The following is a 17131-nucleotide window of genomic DNA, read 5'->3' on the forward strand; positions in this document are numbered from 1 at the left end:
ATTCAATCTGCGCATAAGCGCGCGCCGCGCCTTGCGGTTATCGTGCCGGCAATCGTTGGGAGGACAACACGATGACCACCAGATCCCTGTCGGACCGCATCGCCGAAGCCGGCGGCAATCCCGCCAAGATGCTGCAGAACGCGCAGACCGGCCCCTACCAGTTCCCGGTCCCGCCTGCCTATACCAACTGGATCGAGGAAGTGCGCGCCTGGCGTAACGGCGCGGTGCTGCTGAACCAGTCCTATCACATGACCGATCTTTACGTGCGCGGCGCCGACGTGAAGGCGCTGCTCGAACGCGTCGGCATCAACAGCTTCAAGACCTGGGGCAAGAACAAGGCCAAGCAACTCGTCTGCGTCAATTACGACGGCTATGTCATCGGCGACGTGATCGTCTTCGGTCTGGAAGAGGACGAGGCGCTGCTCATCGGCCGCCCGCCGGTCTGCAACTGGGTCGCCTACCAGGCCGAGATCTCGGGCCTGAACGTCACCACCGAATTCGACATCCGCAGCCTCGAGAACCCCGACAAGCCGCGCAAGCTGTACCGCTACGAGGTGCAGGGGCCCAAGGCGCTGGATATCCTCAACGAGGTGAACGAGGGCGGACCGCTGACCACCAAGTTCTTCAACATGGGCGAGATCACGATCGCCGGCTGCAAGGCGCGCACGCTGTCGCACGGCATGGGCGGCGCGCAGGGGCTGGAGATCTGGGGCCCCTACGAGGAACACCAGAAGGTCTATGACCGGCTGCTGGAAGTGGGCGCGAAATACGGGATGCTCCGCGCCGGCGCACGGGCCTATTCCACTGCCTCGCAGGAATCGGGCTGGATCCCCTCGCCGCTGCCGGCGATCTATACCGGCGACAAGATGAAGCCCTATCGCGACTGGCTGAGCGCCGACAGCTTCGAAGCGATCAGCTCGGTCGGCGGCTCGTTCGAGCCCGAGAATGTCGAGGATTATTACCTCACGCCGTGGGATCTGGATTATCAGCGGGTCATCAAGTTCGACCACGATTTCATTGGCCGCGAAGCGCTGGAAAAGATGCAGGACGGCCCGCACCGCGTGAAGGTCACGCTGGTCTGGGACCGCGCGGACGTGCTGAAGATCTTCGACGGGCTGATGGGCGACTTCCCCGGGCCGAAGCTGATGGAGCTGCCCTCGGGGCATTATGCCGCGCATCCCTACGATCAGGTGCTGAAGGATGGCGAGATGGTCGGGATTTCGACCTATCCGGTCTATTCGGCGAATGAGCGCGCGTGGATTTCGCTGGCGATGGTGCGCGCGGACCTGTCCGAACAGGGGTCGAAAGTGTCGATCCTGTGGGGCGAGGCGAATGGCGGCTCGGACAAGCCGCATGTCGAAGAGCATGTGCAGATGGGAGTCGGCGCCGAGGTCCATCCCTGGCCGATCCATCAGGCCGCGCGCGAGAGCTATCGCAAGCAGAACTGACCGGCACGCGATGGTTGATGCACGGGGCTGCCTTCGGGCGGCCCCTTTTTTGTTGCGACACCCTGTCACAGGGGTGCGGCGGCGGAACCCGGCGGTCCCTGCGTTTCAAGGCTCGATGCAACACCCAATCGCTGTCATCCGCAGGAGCCTGTCATGCGATCCCTTGTCAACCGCTACGCCACACCCTTCATCACCGGCCTGTTCCTGGTGTCCCTTGTTTCGGGCGTCGCGCTGTTCTTTCATTTCGGCTCGGCCTGGTTTCGCGGTATGCATGAATGGCTCAGCCTGCTGCTGATCGTGCCCTTCGTGCTGCATCTGTGGAAGAACTGGCGGCCTGTCACCTGCTATCTGCGGCGCGCCCCCTTCTGGATTGCCATGGCTGTCTCGGTCGTGCTGGCGGCTTTCTTCGTGATCCCGGTTCAGCAGGAAGGGCCCGCGCGCGGTGGCCCGCCGCAATTCGCGTTTTCCGAACGGATGATGCAGGCCCAGGTCTCGCAGATCGCGGACATCCTGCATGTTCCGGCGGATACGCTCATCTCACGCCTGCGTGCTGCCGACCCCGCGGTAGAGCCCGCCGATACGCTTGCCGCGATCGCCGCGCGCAGCCACCAGTCGACGGCGTCGGTGATCGCGGCCCTGGTCGTGCCCGGCGAGTGAGCCCCTCTCTGCAACGCAGCGGCGAATCACGCTGAGAGGCGAGATTCGCGACAATCGGGGATTTCCGGGGGGCTCGGCTCCGATGAGGAAACGGGCATCTGGCCCGCCGATGCCGTTTCTTCTGGTTCCTCAGCCGCGACAATGCCCGCCCCAATTTGGCCCTCCCAAGGCGGAAATCGGGCAAGAAAGGCGCAAAAGCGGCGGAGAAGGGGCTGAAATGTGGCGCAAGTGTGGCGGTGATTGTTTCCATATCGTGGATCGCTTGGCCCTTGGTGCAGGCTTTGATTTGAACCGAGCGACGCCGAAACGGCGCTGAAATACCGATTTCTTTTTGTTTTCTAGGGGCCTCTGCTATATTTGCTTCAGGCCCGAAATGGGTGGTCAGGTCATGGGGGTGATCTGACGGGATGCTGCCAATGTGTCCGGGGTGAATTGTGTCAGCGATCGTGGCTAGCCGCCGCGCGCTCCTCCGCGCATGTCCAGGCATCTCGCCCGGCGAAGGCCGGTTTTTCAGAGCCACCCGACACCGGGCCCGGCGAGTAGTCAGCAATGTCCGAAACCGGACTTGAGGAGAGAGTGAATATGCCGCCGAGAAACGAAGGCCCCGTAACCATTGCTCCGGATGCCGTCGGGATCGTGGAAGGCACCGACGCCGGTGAGGTGATTTCGGTTCCCTATACCGACCCCGAGGGCGACGAGTTCACCGATGCCGGTTCTGTTGTCAACGCAAGGGGCGGCAACGACACCGTCTATGGCGGTCTGGGCAACGACACGCTCAATGGCGGCTGGGGTCATGACTGGGTCTTCGGCGGTGACGGCGAAGACAGCCTGCTGGGCGGCATGGGCGACGACACGCTGTGGGGCGATGACGGCGACGACACGCTGGAAGGCAACGAAGGCGACGACAAGCTCATCGGCGGCGCGGGCGACGACCTGATCACCGGCGGCGCGGGCGACGATCTGCTGATCGGCGACAACAACCCGGGCGATTTCGGTGGCCGCGAGCCGGGCGATGCGCCCGAAGCGGGCTATGGCAACGACACGCTGGTGACCGATAACGGCAACGACACCGCTTATGGCGGCTCGGGCGACGACGTGTTCCGCGTGTTCAACGATTTCGGCGCGCATCGCATCGTCGGCGGTGAAACCGGCGAGTCCGCGACGGGCGACACGCTCGATCTGACCTCGGTCAGCGACGCGGTGCGGATGTATTACACCGGTGACGAGCAGGGCCTGATCAACGGCAGCGCCTCGACGCTCAACTTCGCCGAGATCGAGAAGACCTTCCTCGGCACCGGCGACGATTTCGTCGAGGTGATCGACAGCTCGACCACCGGCTATGTCAATGGCGGCGACAGCTTCGATACGCTCGTCGTCGATGACGAGGCCGAGGTGTATATCACCGCCGAAGTCCCCTATGACGACGTGCCGGGTGCGACCTCGAAAACCGGCTATATCGTCTTCAAGGATGGCTCGCGGCTGGATTTCGAGAGCTTCGAGAAGGTCGAGAAGGTCTGCATCTGCTTCACCCCCGGCACGCTGATCGACACGCTGCGCGGGCGGATCGCGGTCGAGGACCTGTCGGTCGGTGACAAGGTCCTGACCCGTGACCATGGCTACCAAGAACTCACCTGGACCGGGCGGCGCGACCTGACGATGGCCGAGCTGGCCGTCAGCCCGTCCATCGTGCCGGTGCGCATCGAAGCGGGCGCATTGGGCGCCGGCCTGCCCGAACGCGCCATGACCGTTTCGCCGCGCCACCGGATGCTGATCACCGGCGCCCGCGCCGAGCTGATGTTCGGCGAGCGCGAAGTGCTGGTCGCGGCGGGCGACCTGCTCGACCTGCCGGGCGTGAGCCGGGTCACCGACGCGCCGGTCACCTATATCCACGTGATGTGCGACAGCCACCAGATCATCCGCGCCGAGGGCGCCTGGAGCGAAAGCTTCCAGCCTTCGGCGGTGGTGATCGACACGCTCGATGCCGAGGCCCGCGCCGAGCTTCTGGGCCTGTTCCCGGAACTCGCGACCGAAGAAGGCCGCGCCGCCTACGCCGCCGCCCGCCCGGTTCTTTCGGGCGCCGAAGCGCGGGGTCTCTTCGCCGCCTGATCCGGGCCCGGATCGCCGATCTGCCAGAGCCGCTCCCGATCCATCGGGGGCGGCTTTCCATATGGCCCGGCCCCAGCAGGGACAGGACGAACACGGTCTGGCGCAGGCCCCCGAAGGCGCCGCGGCCCGCCCCATCTTTGTTCCCGAAGTATCCTCAGGGGGTGAATTGGCGCAGCCAAGAGGGGGCAGAATGCCCCCTTCCGGCCGGGCATCGGGCACGCGCCTGCGAGATCCTTACCCGGCCTCAGCCGCGCCAGAAACGCGGCAGCACCAGCACCAGCACCGCCACCATTTCCAGCCGCCCCATCAGCATGGCCAGGATCATCAGCCATTTCGACAGGGTGGGAAATTCGTGCATCGCGCCAGTCGGGCCGACGCCGGGCCCGAAGGCCGGGCCCACGTTGCAGATCGAGGTCCAGGCCGCCGTCAGCGCGGTGCGCATCTCCAGCCCTGACAGCGACAGCAGCACGGTCAGCACGCCGAACCCCACGACGAAGGCGGTGAACATGACCACTACCGAATCCACCACCCCGCTGTCGAGCCGCCGGCCGTCCAGATGCAGCGGCACCACCCGGTTGGGATAAACCAGCTGCTTGAGCTGCGCGCGGATCGCCTCGAACAGGACAAGAAAGCGGAACACTTTCAGCGAGCAGCCGGTCGACGCGGTACAGGCGCCAATGAAGCCCACCACGATCAGCACGAGGATCGGGAAATCGCCCCAGGCCGAGACATCGGCGCTGCCGAAGCCCGTGCCGGAAAACACCGAGACCACGTTGAACGCCGTCTCGCGCAGGATCCCGTCGGTCTCGGGATTCTCGTGCAGCAGCCGGTAGGCCAGCACCGCGCCGATCGCGTAGAGCGTCCAGCGGAAATAGGCGCGGATCTGGATATCGGCGAAGAACGGCTTGTACGAGCCGTTGATGAGTTGCAGGTAGCGGATGAAGGGCAGCCCCGCGAGCCACATGAACGCGATGCTGACCCAATGCGTGGCGCTGTCGAACAGCGCAAAGGACGTGTCTCGGGTGGAAAACCCCCCGGTCGACAGCGTGGTCAGCGCGTGGTTGACCGCGTCGAAAGTCGACATGCCGCACAGCAGATAGGCCGCGGCGCACAGGATCGTCAGCCCGGCATAGATCTGCAACAGCATCCAGCTGATATCGGCGGCGCGCGGCAGCACCTTGCCCATCGTGTCGAAGCCTTCCGAGCGGAAGTGCTGCATCCCGCCCACCTTCATCACCGGCAGGAAGATCAGCGCCACCAGCACGATGCCCAGCCCGCCCAGCCATTGCAGGATCGAGCGCCACAGCAAAATCCCGGGCGGCATGGATTCGAGATTGTCGAACACGGTCGAGCCGGTGGTGGTGATGCCCGACATGGATTCGAAGATCGCGTCGGTCCAGTTGACATGGTCGAGCCCCATCTCCAGCGGGATCGCCCCGAAGACGGGCAGCACCACCCAGGACAGCGTGGTGACCAGAAAGCTCTGGCGCAGGGTCAGCGCCGGGCTCAGCGCGTTCGAGGTGGCGATCACCACCAGCCCGCCCGCGATCATCGTCACGAAGGCCGAGATCAGGAAGACCCGGTAATCCAGCGAGCCATAGGCAAGGTCGACGAGCGACGGCACCAGCATGATGGCTCCGAGCGCCACGAGCAGCCAGCCGATGATGTTCGCGACGGGGCGGAAGTCGATCATGCTGACAGCCATGGCGGCGCCCCGGTCGCGTGTCAAGCGCGCGTCAGCCAGACGCGTTCAGCCTGCAGCGGGGTGTGATATTGCTGGCATCCCCGGCGCGGCAAAGCTCGGTCCCGGGCGTCATGACTGCGGCTGCCGCGGCGGCCGTTCCGGCAATGAGCGCCTCGGCCCAGCCCGCGTTCCGGGCCAGTGCCAGCGCGAAAGCCGCGGTGAAACTGTCGCCGGCGCCGATCTTCGAGACCACCGGCACGACGGGTGGCTGGCAGTGCAGCCGGGTGTCGCCTGTGGCCAGCACCGACCCCTCGGCCCCGCGCGCGATGACCACGCAATCGGCCACACCCCGTGCCACCAGCGCGGCGGCGACATCGAGACTGGCTGCCGGATCGGGCAGGGGACCTCCCGCGATGCCTTCGGATTCGGCTTGGTCCATGCGCAGGACATGGGGCGCCGCGCCTTCGCGCGGCTGCGCGACCAGCCGCTGCAACGCGGGTCCCGACGTATCGACGATCAGCCGGCAGCGCGGCCCCAGTCGCGCGGCCAGATCCTGCGGAAAGCCGTCTGAAAGGCCCGGCGGCTGGCTCCCGCTCAGCACGATCACGGCGGCGTCGCCGATCCGCGCGGCCTCGGCCTCGATCAGCGCGATCATCGCCGCCCCGGTTTCCGCCGTCCAGTCGGGGCCGGGCATCTGCAGGCGGTATTGCTGGCCGGTGGCGGTTTCGGTGACGGCAAGGTTGGTGCGCGTCTCGCCCCCGGGGTCGAAGGCGCGCAGGGTGACGCCGCTCTCCGCCATCAGCGCGGCAATCCGCGCGCCGGTCGGGCCGCCCAGTGCCGCGATCGCGCAGGGCCTTCCCCCCAGCTTGGCCGCCGCGCGCGCGACATTGAGGCCCCCGCCGCCCGGCTCGCTCAGCGGCCGGTCCAGACGCAATTTCGGGCCGGGCGTGACGCGCTCGGTCGCGCTCGAGACATCGAGCGCGGGATTGAGCGTGACGGTGAGAAGATCGGGGCGGGACTTGGCCATGGCTTGCCTTCATGCTGGGGCACGGGGCGAGCCTAGCGGCTTGCGGCCGGGCCGGAAAGGCCGGGCCGCAAGCGATCATTCAGCCGACATGGATGAGCGTCGAGAACAGCTTCGGGTCCAGGCTTTCGCTCTGGAAGGTGGGCCCCTGGGTCAGGACGCTGACCGCATCGTGGCTGTGCAGGCTTTCCTGATGGCTGGCGACGACGCGGAAATCCCCGATCCGGCTGTCGCTGCGCATCGCTTCGCAGAACAGCCGCGCCGCATCCTCGACGAAGATCGGGTTGGCGGCGTTGAGCTCGGCGAAAGCCTGTTCGTCCTCGCGCTTGACCATGACCTGCGTTTCCGTGGGAACGGCGCGGCGGCACAGGTCGATCAGGTCCTCGAACCACAGCACCTGCCCGGCGACGACCTCGACCGAGATTCGCGCAACCGAGCGTTGCGAATGCGGCGTGGCCAGCTGGCCGCGCCCCGAGCGCGCATGTTCGCTGAGTTCCAGCGAGCAGGGGCAGGTCGAGGAATAGACATAGTCCAGATGCAGGAACTGCCGCCGCACCCCGCCCTGATCGACGAGTTCCAGCGCGATGTCGTAATATTGCCAGCCCGACAGGCCCGAGCGCAGGCTGTCCACCTTCATCGGGAAGGAAAACCGCATCTGGATGCGCGCGTCGAAGCTTTCCAGGTCCGCCTTGTAGTCGTCGAGCGCGGCTTCGATCACCTTGACCGAGAACAGCTTCTCGGCGTGCTGATAGAAGCTGCGCATGATGCGCGACATGTTGATGCCCTTCTTGTCGGCATCCAGACTGACCGTGCCGGTGACCGAGGCCTGAAGCGTCGTGTCGCCGCCTTCGCGGTTGCGGAAGCGCACGGGCAGGCGGAAATTCGAGATTCCCACATGCTGGATCGGCGCGCGGGCGCCGCGGATCAGGCTGGCCGGGCCGTTCTGCAGATCCGGCATCGAGCGCTTATAGGCCTCGTCCGGGGCGAAATCGGCGGGGTAGGTGGCACTGAGATCGGGATAGGCCGGGTCCGGCAGGCCGGGGATCAGCCGGCGCAGACGCGGGTCGAGCGCCGAGATGTCCTCGTCGCTGGCACGGTTTGCCCAGGCGCGCAGCGTATCGAGCGCGGCCTCGGCCTCGGATTGCGTGGGATCCCGTTCGTCGAGCGGCATGTGGATGTTCATGGCTTCGCCCCTCCGTTGGCGCGCAGGCGTAACGTAAGCAGTTACCACCCTTTTTCAACGCTTCTACGACCGGGGCGACGCATCGGATCACAACCGCGCCGCCCCTATCGTAGGTCTTTGGTTCCGATCAGATCGCCGCCAGCGCGGTTTCCAGATCGTCGAGCAGGTCCTCGACCGCTTCCAGACCGACCGACAGCCGGATCAGGCCCGGCGTGATGCCCAGCGTTTCCTTCTGCGGATCAGGAAGCCGCTGATGGGTCGTGGTCGCGGGATGCGTGGCGATGGTGCGCGCATCGCCCAGATTGTTCGAAATCAGCACCACCTGCAGCGCGTTCATGAAGGCAAAGGCCGCCGCCTTGCCGCCCTTCAGGTCGAAGGCGAGCACAGTGCCCGGCCCGTCCATCGTCGCCTGCGTCAGCGCGTGCTGGGGATGGCTGGGAAGGCCCGGGAACAGGACCTTGGCGACCGCGTCATGCTTTTCCAGCGCCTCGGCGATGGTCTGGGCGGAATGCGCCTGCGCGCGCACGCGCAGCTCCAGCGTCGTCAGGCCGTTCATCATCACCCAGGCGTTGAACGGGCTCATCGCCCCGCCGGTATGCTTGAGATAGGGCTCGATCTTGCCGCGGATCAGCTCGCGCGGGCCGCAGATCACGCCGCCCAGGCAGCGGCCCTGGCCGTCGATATGCTTGGTCGCGGAATAGACGATCAGGTCCGCGCCATGCTCGACCGCGCGCGAAAAGACGGGGGTGGCGAAAGCGTTGTCCACCACGACCAGCGCACCCGCCTGATGGGCCAGACGGCAGACATTGGGCAGGTCGATCACTTCCAGCGTCGGGTTCGACACGCTTTCCAGGAACACCACCTGCGCGGGGGCGGACAGCGCATCGACCCATTGCGCGGCATCCGTGCCGTCGACGAAATCGACGGTGACGCCGAACCGCGCCAGCACCTCTTCAAGAACGTACAGGCACGAGCCGAACAGCGCGCGGCTGGCGACGACGCGGTCGCCGGCCTTCAGCAGGGCTGTCAGTGCGCCCGAAACGGCGGCCATGCCCGAGGCGGTGGCGAATGCGTCCTCGGTCCCTTCGAGCGCGGCGATGCGTTCCTCGAAAACCGCGGTGGTGGGGTTGCCGTAGCGGGCATAGATGAACTCGTCCTCGCCCGCCTTGACGAAGCGCGCCTCGGCGCTTTCGGCATCGGGATAGGCGAAGCCCTGCGTGAGATACATCGCTTCGGCCATCTCGCCGTACTGGCTGCGACGGGCACCGCCATGCACGGCGATGGTGCGGCTTTTCAATCGGTCTTTCGGGATCATCGTTTTCGCCCCCTTGCGCCCTGCCTGAGTCGGGGCGCGGTCCATACCGGCGGGAGGCAGCGGGGCCCATCGACCACGCCACGCCTCTTTAGCGGATTCTTTAACGTGGGCCACAAGCCGGCACAAACCCCCACGGCCCGGCCAATACGCCGGAAACGTGGCGAGGGTCAAGCAGAAGGGCTTTTTTCTGCCGGATTCGGGCGATTGCGGCCCGGGATTGTCCCCGAATGGTCCATGCCACGCCCACGAATCGCCCGGATTCCCGCGCAGCCTGATCCCATGACAATTGACCGACCGGACATGAGACCAATGAAATCTGCCTTTCAGGACCATGTGCAGGACCAGTATCGTGGAGTTGCCCTTAAATCCGTCGCCCTGAGCGCGTCGATCTTTGCTGCCGCCCTGTTCGGCTTCGGCCGGGTGCTGGACGACGCGCAGGCGCAGACGCTTGCCGCGCTGAGCACCGAGATCGCGCTGCAGATGCCCAATGCCGAGGTGCAGATGACCTCTGTGGCGCGGACCGAGGTAGAGACCGCTTTGCGCGCGATGTCGGACAGCGATCTGAGCCTGACCTATGCGCGGATCTACGCGACCTTCCGCGACTATGTCGGCCATGACGATCTGTCGGTGGCGCGCGCGCTTGTGGACTACGCGGTGCTGGCGCAGGCCGAGATGGAGGCGCGCGGCATCCGCCGTCCCTCGGGCACGCCGACCGCGCGCGAGATGCTGACCACCTACGAACTGGTGATGTGACACCTGTCCGCCGGGGCGGGGGAGCGCGGCGGCGCGTTCACCGTGTCGTGTGCGGGTCGGTTCCGGATTGACGAAACAATTCAGTCGTGTGGCGCGTTTGTGCCATGCGACTTTCTTTTTGTGTTCACGCTTTGGCCATGCTTCCCCCGCAGGCTGAACCAAGGGACGCCGCGCGACGACTCATAGCTGTATTTGCGCGGCCCGTTGCCGCAGACCGCTGACCGAACCCGAGTGAAACCAGACTGACCGACAGAATGGACCCGCTTTTGACCTGACCCCGTTCCCCTTGCCCCGAGGCTGACATGACGCTGATTCCGATCACCGCAATTCCCGAAGGTCTGGCCCTTGCCGGTGGATCGGAACCCCCCGATGCGGCCATCGCCGCGGCTTTGGCGGATCTGCCGCACAACGCCCCCGTCGTGATCATGGTGCATGGCAAGGGCTACCGCCCCGGACAATTCGACCGCGACCCGCATAACCTGCTGTTCGCGCCGCGCGGAGGGCATGGAAACAGCCGCAACATCTCGTGGCCGCGGCGGCTGGGCTTTGCCTTGCCCGGGCCGCGCGATCCGCTGGGCCTGTGCATTGCCTTCGGCTGGGAAGCCAGCGGGCGGATCTGGGCGGCGACGGCGAAGGCCGATGCGGCCTCGGGGCAGCTCGCCGCGCTGATCGCGCTGATCCGCCGGTTCGCGCCGGGGCGCCGGGTGGACCTGATCGGCCATTCGCTGGGCGCGCGGGTGATCCTGGGCGCGGTCGCGCAGGCCGAGGCGGGCTCGGTGGGTCGCGCGATCCTGCTCGCGGGCGCGGATTTCACCGGGCGGGCGCGGCAGGTGCTGGACACGCCCGCCGGTCGCGCGGCCGAGTTCTTCAACGTCACCTCGCGCGAGAACGACCTGTTCGATTTCCTGTTCGAGCGTGCGCTGTCGCCCCTCGGCCGTGAGGCGGCGCTGGGGCGCGGTCTGGGCGGGGCGGAGAACTGGCTCGACATCCAGATCGACCATGCCGCCACGGTCCAGGGCCTGCGCGCGATGGGCCTGCCGCTGGCCGCGCCGCCGCTCAGGATCTGCCATTTCTCGGTCTATCTGCGGCCCGGCGTGTTCCGGCTGTACCGCCGGCTCGTGCATGACCGCGACGGGCTGACGATGGCGCAGCTGCGCGCGGCGTTGCCGCTGACCCCCGATCCCCGCTGGAGCCGGTTTCCCCGGCTGCTTCCGCGCCGCTGGCCCGGGGCGACCCCGTTCGGCAAGCGGGCCTGAGCGCTCAGCGCTCGCCGATCCAGTGTTTCTCGATCAGCTTGTAGTTCGAGATCAGGAACAGGAACATCACCGCCATCTGCCCGAACGTGTCCCACAACACGTAGGTATCGGTCGAGAAATTGCGCCAGACGACCTCGTTCATCGCCGCGAAGACAAGGAAGAACCACGCCATGCGGCGGGTCAGGATCATCCAGCCCTCGTGGTCGATGGGCAGCGCCTGATCCAGCACGAAGGCCAGCCAGGACTGCCCGCGCCACAGGCCGATGAACAGAAGGATGCCGAACAGGCCGAAGATGAAGGTGGACTTCATCTTGAACACCCGCTCGTCGTTGAAAAGCACCGTGGCCAGGCCCAGCACGATCACCATGATCAGCGTCACCAGCTGCATCCGGCTCAGCCGCCCGGTCAGGATCCGCATGGCGATGGCCGAGGCGACCTGAAGCGGCACGAAGACAACGACGGCGACGACGAAGCCGCCATACTCGGTCCCGCCCCAGGTGACGGTCGCGTCGCGCATGTAGAGATACACCGCCAGAAAGATCAGCAGCGGCCCGAATTCGAGCAACTGGCGCGTCAGGGCCGAGGGCTGTTGGCGTTGCGGCTGGGTCATCGGGGCTCCGGATATCTGTCGGGCGCCATGTGACCCATTGCCCGGACCGAGCGCAAGGGTTCGTGTCGCCACACCGCGCTGTCCTGAGGCGCTACAGGCAGGGGATGAAGGGGCGCAGGAAGCGGTGCCACCCGAGCCGCATTTCGGTGCAGTCGACGTCATCGCGATAGGCGCCCGGGTCGCGCAGGAAATGCAGCTCGGCAAAGGTCATGCCGTTGGCATGGCGCAGCCTGACGACAACAGGGGCGTGCAGGTAATAATGGAAATACTCCAGACCGGCGGAATGCAGGCCGTCGGCGGGCGCGTCCTCCTCGTCCGGCAGAGCGAGGTCGTGGAGAATACCGTCCACCCACGCGCTGAGGACAAGGCCATTGGGCCCCTCGTTCGGTGCATGAAGTTCGATGGCATACCGATCGGACCGCGTTGCCGCGCGGCCCAGATCGCAGACCGGAAGCCGGGTTCCGGCATCAAGACCGGCGGTAAACAGAAGGACGCGGTCGCGGTTCTGGTCGAAGACGTCGAAGAGACGCTCGAAGGCGAGCGCCGCCTCTTCGATGGCGTGGTCCCGCTCGGCGGCGGGGCGATCCCCGAGTCTGCAGTCCCACATGACGCCGCCTGTCGGAAGCGAGGGGCGGAAGCTCGAGGCGACCGCGAGCGACGAGGCGAGGAACGCCACGAAGGCCGACGCCCAGCCAAGGACCGCAAGAACGCGCCGCGCGCTCGGGCGCAGCAGGGGAACAAAACGCATTCACAAAATCCGGTAATCCGGGTCGACGACCCGCAGCGGTGCCCGGACTGCCCCTGAAACGCCCGCCGCCCCAAGGCATTCCTGCCCCTGCGGGCCCCGTCAGCCGTGCCAGCGCACGATGCCCTCGATCCCCTCGCGGTCGGTGCGGGCGGCGTTGGCGGGGTGGTCGGGATCCTCGTAGCCGAAGGCGATGCCGACCATCAGCAGCGCTCCGGGGGCCAGGCCCAGATGCTCGCGCACGATGTCGGGATAGAGCGACAGCGCCCCCTGCGCGCAGCTTCCCAACCCCCGCGCGGTCAGCGCCAGCAGGAAGGTCTGCACGAAACCGCCCAGATCGGCGGCCTCGCGGATGCCGAAATTCTCGGGCAGGAAAACAAAGGCCGCATGCGGCGCGCCGAAGGCGTCGAGATTGCGCAGAAAGGCCGAGGCGCGCCCAGCCCGGTCGTCGCGGGCGATGCCCATCGCGCCGTAGAGCGCCTTGGCCGAGCCGATCTGCCGGTCGCGATAGACGCCGCGATAGGCGGTATCCATCGGCACATCCGGCGCCGGGCGGCCCGCGCTGGCGTGGTCCATCATCGCCTGACCCAGCGCGCGCAGTTTCTCGCCCGAGACCAGATGCACCGACCATGGCTGAACGTTGCAATTGGACGGCGCCCAGAGCGAAGCCTGCATCGCAGCGGCGATCAGCTCGGGCGCGACCGGGTCGGGTTTGTAGCCGCGCACCGACCGGCGGGCGCGCACCAGCGCGTCGAAGGCGTCGGCGGTCAGGGGGGCGTCTGTCGCTTGGGCTTTGGTCATGGTGTCCTCTTCAGCGCAGGGCGCGCAGCGCGCCCGAGACGCGGCGCAACCCGGGCAGTCGGTCGAACCAGCGGGTCTCGGCGATATCCGAGCGCGAGGCGCGCTGCACGGCGATTTCGGGCGCGATGCCCAGCGAGGTCAGCGCCGGATGGCGCGCGCGCAGCACGTTGAGCGCGCCGTCGACATGCATCGGGCCGCCCTCGGGGCTGCCCGCCGGACGAGTGAGCATCCGGCGCAACTCGGGCGCGACGGTTTGGGCGGCGCTTCGGGTCAGGCCCAGGAAGTGAAGCTGGATCAGGCCCAGATCGGCGGGAAAGGCGATGAGCCCGTCGACATCGGGCGCGGGCGTGCGCGCGGGCATGTCGCCGGGATGGCCGTAGAAGATCTGCCAGTCTCGGCCCGCCAGCGCACGGGCCAGCGCCGGCAGGCGGGCGGGGGCGCCGGGCGCGAAGCCCATATCGTCTTCCAGCACCAGGCACCGTTCCCAGTCGTGATCGAGCATCCGCTCCATCACGCCCAGATGGCTGAGAAACGCGCCATGCGCGCCGACCGACGGGAAACCCGCCGCGCCGTCGGGGCGTTTCGCCGCGAAGATCTCGACCTGCGGATGATCCGGTGACAGGCCGGCCTTGGCCAGTTCCTGCGCAATGCCGCGCCGCCGGTCGGCACGCTCGGGCAGGTTGATGATGACGACGCGGTGGAACGTGTCGAGCAGGGCCTGTGAAAGAGAGCGGTCTGACATGGCGTATCCGGCTGGGCTGATGTCTTTCTTGCCTTGGCAAGCGTTTCTTTGCAACCGCAGCGATGCGCGGCTGGCCCGTCAAGGTACCCGTCAGCGATCCGTCAGCCGCGCGGGCAGGGGCCAGGTGACCAGCATCATCAGCGAGCGCCAAAGCGGGCCGGGATCGGTGTAGCTGGCGCTTTCGCGCCCCGCGAGGCGTGCATAGAACAGCCGCGCCTCGTAATTCTGCCGCACGACGCCCAGCCCCACGCCGCGATGACCCTGATCCGCCAGCGCGTCGAACGCCGCCTGCATCAGCGCCCGGCCCAGTCCCTGCTTGCGGGTGTCCGGGGCAACGTAGAGATGCGCGATTTCGGCGCTGACGCTCTCGTCGGGCCGGGCGCCGCTGACGCCGTCGCCCGCCGCGCCGCCGCTTACCAGCCCCGCCACCGCGCCGCAGTCATCGAGCGCGATCCACGTCGTTTGCGCAGGGTCCTGCAGCCGGGCCTGCCAGCCGCGCAGCCGGTGCGCCAGGTCGAGCTTTTCAAGCGCCACGGCCGGGGCCAGCGCGCCATAGGTGTCACGCCACACCGCGACATGAAGCGCGGCGAGCGCGGGGGCATCCTGCGGAACGGCGGGGCGGATCAAGGGGGGCTGCGGGCGGGTCATGCTGCACCATTGCCGCATCACGGGCTTCGTGCAAGTCTGGCGACGGAAAGCGGGTTCCCGGACGTTAAGCGGGGACAGGCAACGAAAGGATACCCGATGTCAGCCCCGGTCGAACGCTATGCCCGCATGCAGGTCATCCTGCACTGGACGACGCTTGCCTTGCTTCTGGTGAGCTTCATCAGCCACGAAGGCATGAAAAGCGCGTGGCGCGCCTTTACCCGCGACGGCGTGACCGAGCCGGTGCTGGGCGCGCAGATCCATGTCGCGGTGGGGATCGCGGTTCTGGTGCTGACGCTGTGGCGCCTTGCGCTGCGGGTCACGCGGCGGGGGCCGAAACCCGTCGCCGGACAGCCGCCGATGCTGACCGTGGCCTCGTCCATCGTGCATGGGCTGATCTACCTGGTTCTGCTGGCGCTGCCTCTGAGCGGGATGGCGGCGTGGTTCGGCGGGATCACCGATGTGGGCGAGGTGCATGAAGTGCTGTTCACGCTGGGCCTGGTTCTGGTCGGCCTGCATGTCGCGGCCGCCCTGTTCCATCAGTTCGTGCTGAAAGACCACCTGCTGGCGCGGATGCGCTGATGGCGGGACTGCGGCTGGGTTTCGTCGGCACCGGCACCATCGCCTCGGCGGTGGTGCGCGGGCTGGCGCGCGAGGGTCATGCGATCACCGTCTCGGAGCGCGGTGCGCGGCATTCGGCGGCGCTGGCGGCGGAAATCCCGGATCTGGCGGTGGCCGGCAATCAGGGCGTGGTCGATGCCAGCGACGTGGTGTTTCTGGGCCTGTTGCCCGAGGCCGCGCCCGAAATCCTGAGCGGCTTGCGGTTCCGCCCCGGGCAGCGGGTGATCTCGTTCATGGCGGGTGTCGATCTGGCCGAGGTGGCGGCGCTGTGCGCGCCCGCCGGGGCCTCGGCGCTGATGTTGCCTTTTCCGGGCATCGCGCAGGGCGGCTCGCCAATTCTGGCGATGGGCGACACCGATCTGGTGGCGCTGATCTTCGGCAGCACGAACACGGTCTTCACCGTGCCCGACGCCGCGCAGATGCAGACCTATCTGAGCGCGCAGGCGGTGCTGTCGCCGGCCGTGGCGATGGTGGGCGCGGCGGCGGAATGGATGGCCGCCCGCGGGGTCGATGCCGGGACGGGCGAGGCCTTCCTGCGGCTTCTGGTCGGCAGCAGCCTGCAATCGAGCGCATGCGCGCCGATGATCGCGGCGCTGAACACGCCCGGCGGCTATAACCAGCGGCTGCGCGTCCATATGGAACACGCTGGCACGCCCGAGGCGCTGAAAGCGGGGCTCGACAAGCTGGCCGGGGAAAAAAGCGAGGGGAACTAACGCGCGAGCTCGAGCAGCGTCGCGACCCGGTCGCGGCCCAGCATGATGCGGCAGGACGCGATCCCCAGGGAGGTGCCCGAACCGCCGCCGAAGGTTTCGCCGATATAGGCGCAATGCGCGTCGCGATAGGCGTTCCACGCCCCCTGCGCGGTTTCCAGCGCGGGGGCGGCCGTCGGGCGTCCCGTCGCGCTGTCGATTTCGGCGGCGGCGATCAGGGCGTAGCTATAGGCCGTCTCGACCGTGTCGTCGACGCGTTCGAGCGTGTCGCGCAGGCAGGCGCCGATCTCGATCTGGCTGCCGCCGGGGCATTCCATTTCCGGATCGGCCTGCGCGGCAGAAGCGCACAGCAGCAGGGTCAGGCACGGGGCGAGGGCGAGACGGCGCATGGGGTAGCCTCCGGTTGGGTCGGCTTCAGCCTAGCGCGCCGTGGATGCGCTGCCCAGCCCGATCACGATTCCGGGCGGCGAAGCTGGGCGATGCGCGCGCGTGTCAGCGCGATGCGGCAGGCGAGAAAGACATAGCCCGCCGCCTCGCGCAGCGCATGGGTCTGGACCAGCGCATGGCATTGCGCCTGACGATAGCTCCGCCAGGCGGTCTGCGCGCGCTCCAGCGTCTCAACGGCGTTCGTGTCGTTGAACAGCATGTCCACGGTCCGCGCGAGGCCCTGCGCGCTCTCATAGGCGCTGTCCATCTCGGCCTCCAACGCGCGCATCCGCGCGTCGAGGTCTTCCATAAGGTCTTCATAGGTTTCGGCCATCGGGCATTCGGCGGCGGCATTGGCGCCGGGAATGACATAGATCGTGCGGCGGAAATCGGTGTGCATCGGGG

Annotated in this window: 18 protein-coding genes and 1 riboswitch; of the genes, 7 read left to right on the top strand and 11 right to left on the bottom strand. The window is 67.2% G+C overall.

Annotation, left to right across the window (positions count from 1 at the left end; translation table 11 throughout):
- Window positions 1-71: 71 nt before the first annotated feature.
- From C4N9_RS14100 to C4N9_RS14110, 3 genes are all read left to right on the top strand, one after another.
- Window positions 72-1448: an aminomethyl transferase family protein gene (locus C4N9_RS14100; RefSeq protein ID WP_245902563.1), complete on the top strand. Its 1377-nt coding sequence runs from the start codon at window positions 72-74 to the stop codon at window positions 1446-1448.
- A gap of 153 nt (window positions 1449-1601) precedes the next feature.
- On the top strand, window positions 1602-2105 hold the full coding sequence (locus tag C4N9_RS14105) for a DUF4405 domain-containing protein (protein ID WP_109533979.1): 504 nt from the start codon (window positions 1602-1604) through the stop codon (window positions 2103-2105).
- Between the two features lie 582 nt (window positions 2106-2687).
- Window positions 2688-4211: a Hint domain-containing protein gene (locus C4N9_RS14110; RefSeq protein ID WP_168192239.1), complete on the top strand. Its 1524-nt coding sequence runs from the start codon at window positions 2688-2690 to the stop codon at window positions 4209-4211.
- 244 nt (window positions 4212-4455) lie between these two features.
- Here the strand turns inward: C4N9_RS14110 and C4N9_RS14115 are convergent, their stop codons facing one another.
- The 4 genes from C4N9_RS14115 to metZ form a co-directional block, all read right to left on the bottom strand.
- Window positions 4456-5904 carry a TrkH family potassium uptake protein gene (locus tag C4N9_RS14115; RefSeq protein WP_109534078.1) on the bottom strand — a complete coding sequence of 483 codons (1449 nt, stop codon included), beginning with the start codon at window positions 5902-5904 and terminating at the stop codon, window positions 4456-4458.
- Window positions 5905-5947: 43 nt separating this feature from the next.
- A complete protein-coding gene (locus C4N9_RS14120) occupies window positions 5948-6922 on the bottom strand; it encodes a 1-phosphofructokinase family hexose kinase (protein ID WP_109533981.1) in 975 nt (324 codons plus the stop codon).
- Between the two features lie 79 nt (window positions 6923-7001).
- Window positions 7002-8090, bottom strand: coding sequence for a GTP cyclohydrolase FolE2 (folE2, locus tag C4N9_RS14125; protein WP_425440803.1), 1089 nt, complete (start codon window positions 8088-8090; stop codon window positions 7002-7004).
- Window positions 8091-8229: 139 nt separating this feature from the next.
- Window positions 8230-9417, bottom strand: a complete 1188-nt coding sequence (metZ, locus tag C4N9_RS14130) for an O-succinylhomoserine sulfhydrylase (RefSeq protein ID WP_109533983.1) — start codon at window positions 9415-9417, stop codon at window positions 8230-8232.
- 67 nt (window positions 9418-9484) lie between these two features.
- Window positions 9485-9561: riboswitch (SAM riboswitch) on the bottom strand.
- A 165-nt stretch (window positions 9562-9726) separates the two neighbouring features.
- Here metZ and C4N9_RS14135 point away from each other — a divergent pair.
- Entirely contained in the window at window positions 9727-10170 is a 444-nt protein-coding gene (locus C4N9_RS14135) for a hypothetical protein (RefSeq protein WP_109533984.1), read from the top strand.
- 302 nt (window positions 10171-10472) lie between these two features.
- Window positions 10473-11426, top strand: a complete 954-nt coding sequence (locus C4N9_RS14140) for a DUF726 domain-containing protein (RefSeq protein WP_109533985.1) — start codon at window positions 10473-10475, stop codon at window positions 11424-11426.
- A 4-nt stretch (window positions 11427-11430) separates the two neighbouring features.
- Here C4N9_RS14140 and C4N9_RS14145 read toward each other — a convergent pair whose 3' ends face one another.
- The 5 genes from C4N9_RS14145 to C4N9_RS14165 form a co-directional block, all read right to left on the bottom strand.
- Complete coding sequence (locus C4N9_RS14145; RefSeq protein ID WP_109533986.1) at window positions 11431-12036, bottom strand: inner membrane-spanning protein YciB; 606 nt, start codon at window positions 12034-12036, stop codon at window positions 11431-11433.
- A gap of 91 nt (window positions 12037-12127) precedes the next feature.
- Entirely contained in the window at window positions 12128-12784 is a 657-nt protein-coding gene (locus C4N9_RS14150; protein WP_109533987.1) for a hypothetical protein, read from the bottom strand.
- Between the two features lie 99 nt (window positions 12785-12883).
- Window positions 12884-13582, bottom strand: a complete 699-nt coding sequence (locus C4N9_RS14155; RefSeq protein WP_109533988.1) for a nitroreductase — start codon at window positions 13580-13582, stop codon at window positions 12884-12886.
- Window positions 13583-13592: 10 nt separating this feature from the next.
- The gene (locus C4N9_RS14160) at window positions 13593-14324 is read right to left on the bottom strand and encodes a glycosyltransferase family 25 protein (protein ID WP_109533989.1); all 732 of its coding nucleotides are present in this window, start codon (window positions 14322-14324) and stop codon (window positions 13593-13595) included.
- Window positions 14325-14414: 90 nt separating this feature from the next.
- A complete protein-coding gene (locus tag C4N9_RS14165; RefSeq protein ID WP_168192240.1) occupies window positions 14415-14951 on the bottom strand; it encodes a GNAT family N-acetyltransferase in 537 nt (178 codons plus the stop codon).
- A gap of 117 nt (window positions 14952-15068) precedes the next feature.
- Between C4N9_RS14165 and C4N9_RS14170 the strand changes: the two genes are divergently transcribed.
- Both C4N9_RS14170 and C4N9_RS14175 read left to right on the top strand, forming a co-directional pair.
- On the top strand, window positions 15069-15551 hold the full coding sequence (locus C4N9_RS14170) for a cytochrome b (RefSeq protein WP_168192241.1): 483 nt from the start codon (window positions 15069-15071) through the stop codon (window positions 15549-15551).
- Window positions 15551-16303, top strand: a complete 753-nt coding sequence (locus C4N9_RS14175) for an NAD(P)-binding domain-containing protein (RefSeq protein WP_342748807.1) — start codon at window positions 15551-15553, stop codon at window positions 16301-16303. The genes C4N9_RS14170 and C4N9_RS14175 overlap by 1 nt, the downstream gene beginning before the upstream one ends.
- Here the strand turns inward: C4N9_RS14175 and C4N9_RS14180 are convergent.
- Together C4N9_RS14180 and C4N9_RS14185 are read right to left on the bottom strand one after the other, a co-directional pair.
- Entirely contained in the window at window positions 16300-16689 is a 390-nt protein-coding gene (locus C4N9_RS14180) for a lysozyme inhibitor LprI family protein (RefSeq protein ID WP_245902564.1), read from the bottom strand. The two genes, C4N9_RS14175 and C4N9_RS14180, sit on opposite strands and share 4 nt — an antisense overlap.
- Window positions 16690-16751: 62 nt before the next feature.
- Window positions 16752-17126 carry a lysozyme inhibitor LprI family protein gene (locus tag C4N9_RS14185; RefSeq protein WP_109533991.1) on the bottom strand — a complete coding sequence of 125 codons (375 nt, stop codon included), beginning with the start codon at window positions 17124-17126 and terminating at the stop codon, window positions 16752-16754.
- Window positions 17127-17131: the final 5 nt, after the last annotated feature.

The sequence above is a fragment of the Pararhodobacter marinus genome (assembly GCF_003122215.1).
Lineage (GTDB): Bacteria > Pseudomonadota > Alphaproteobacteria > Rhodobacterales > Rhodobacteraceae > Pararhodobacter > Pararhodobacter marinus.

Bases quoted from the DNA above. Each gene is read 5' to 3' on its own strand.
- C4N9_RS14110 (WP_168192239.1), top strand. From the start codon at position 2,688: ATGCCGCCGAGAAACGAAGGCCCCGTAACCATTGCTCCGGATGCCGTC.
- folE2 (WP_425440803.1), bottom strand. From the start codon at position 8,090: ATGCCGCTCGACGAACGGGATCCCACGCAATCCGAGGCCGAGGCCGCG.
- C4N9_RS14100 (WP_245902563.1), top strand. From the start codon at position 72: ATGACCACCAGATCCCTGTCGGACCGCATCGCCGAAGCCGGCGGCAAT.
- C4N9_RS14150 (WP_109533987.1), bottom strand. From the start codon at position 12,784: ATGCGTTTTGTTCCCCTGCTGCGCCCGAGCGCGCGGCGCGTTCTTGCG.
- C4N9_RS14175 (WP_342748807.1), top strand. From the start codon at position 15,551: ATGGCGGGACTGCGGCTGGGTTTCGTCGGCACCGGCACCATCGCCTCG.
- C4N9_RS14180 (WP_245902564.1), bottom strand. From the start codon at position 16,689: ATGCGCCGTCTCGCCCTCGCCCCGTGCCTGACCCTGCTGCTGTGCGCT.
- C4N9_RS14120 (WP_109533981.1), bottom strand. From the start codon at position 6,922: ATGGCCAAGTCCCGCCCCGATCTTCTCACCGTCACGCTCAATCCCGCG.
- C4N9_RS14105 (WP_109533979.1), top strand. From the start codon at position 1,602: ATGCGATCCCTTGTCAACCGCTACGCCACACCCTTCATCACCGGCCTG.
- C4N9_RS14185 (WP_109533991.1), bottom strand. From the start codon at position 17,126: ATGCACACCGATTTCCGCCGCACGATCTATGTCATTCCCGGCGCCAAT.
- C4N9_RS14160 (WP_109533989.1), bottom strand. From the start codon at position 14,324: ATGTCAGACCGCTCTCTTTCACAGGCCCTGCTCGACACGTTCCACCGC.
- C4N9_RS14170 (WP_168192241.1), top strand. From the start codon at position 15,069: ATGTCAGCCCCGGTCGAACGCTATGCCCGCATGCAGGTCATCCTGCAC.
- metZ (WP_109533983.1), bottom strand. From the start codon at position 9,417: ATGATCCCGAAAGACCGATTGAAAAGCCGCACCATCGCCGTGCATGGC.
- C4N9_RS14135 (WP_109533984.1), top strand. From the start codon at position 9,727: ATGAAATCTGCCTTTCAGGACCATGTGCAGGACCAGTATCGTGGAGTT.
- C4N9_RS14115 (WP_109534078.1), bottom strand. From the start codon at position 5,904: ATGATCGACTTCCGCCCCGTCGCGAACATCATCGGCTGGCTGCTCGTG.
- C4N9_RS14155 (WP_109533988.1), bottom strand. From the start codon at position 13,582: ATGACCAAAGCCCAAGCGACAGACGCCCCCCTGACCGCCGACGCCTTC.
- C4N9_RS14145 (WP_109533986.1), bottom strand. From the start codon at position 12,036: ATGACCCAGCCGCAACGCCAACAGCCCTCGGCCCTGACGCGCCAGTTG.
- C4N9_RS14140 (WP_109533985.1), top strand. From the start codon at position 10,473: ATGACGCTGATTCCGATCACCGCAATTCCCGAAGGTCTGGCCCTTGCC.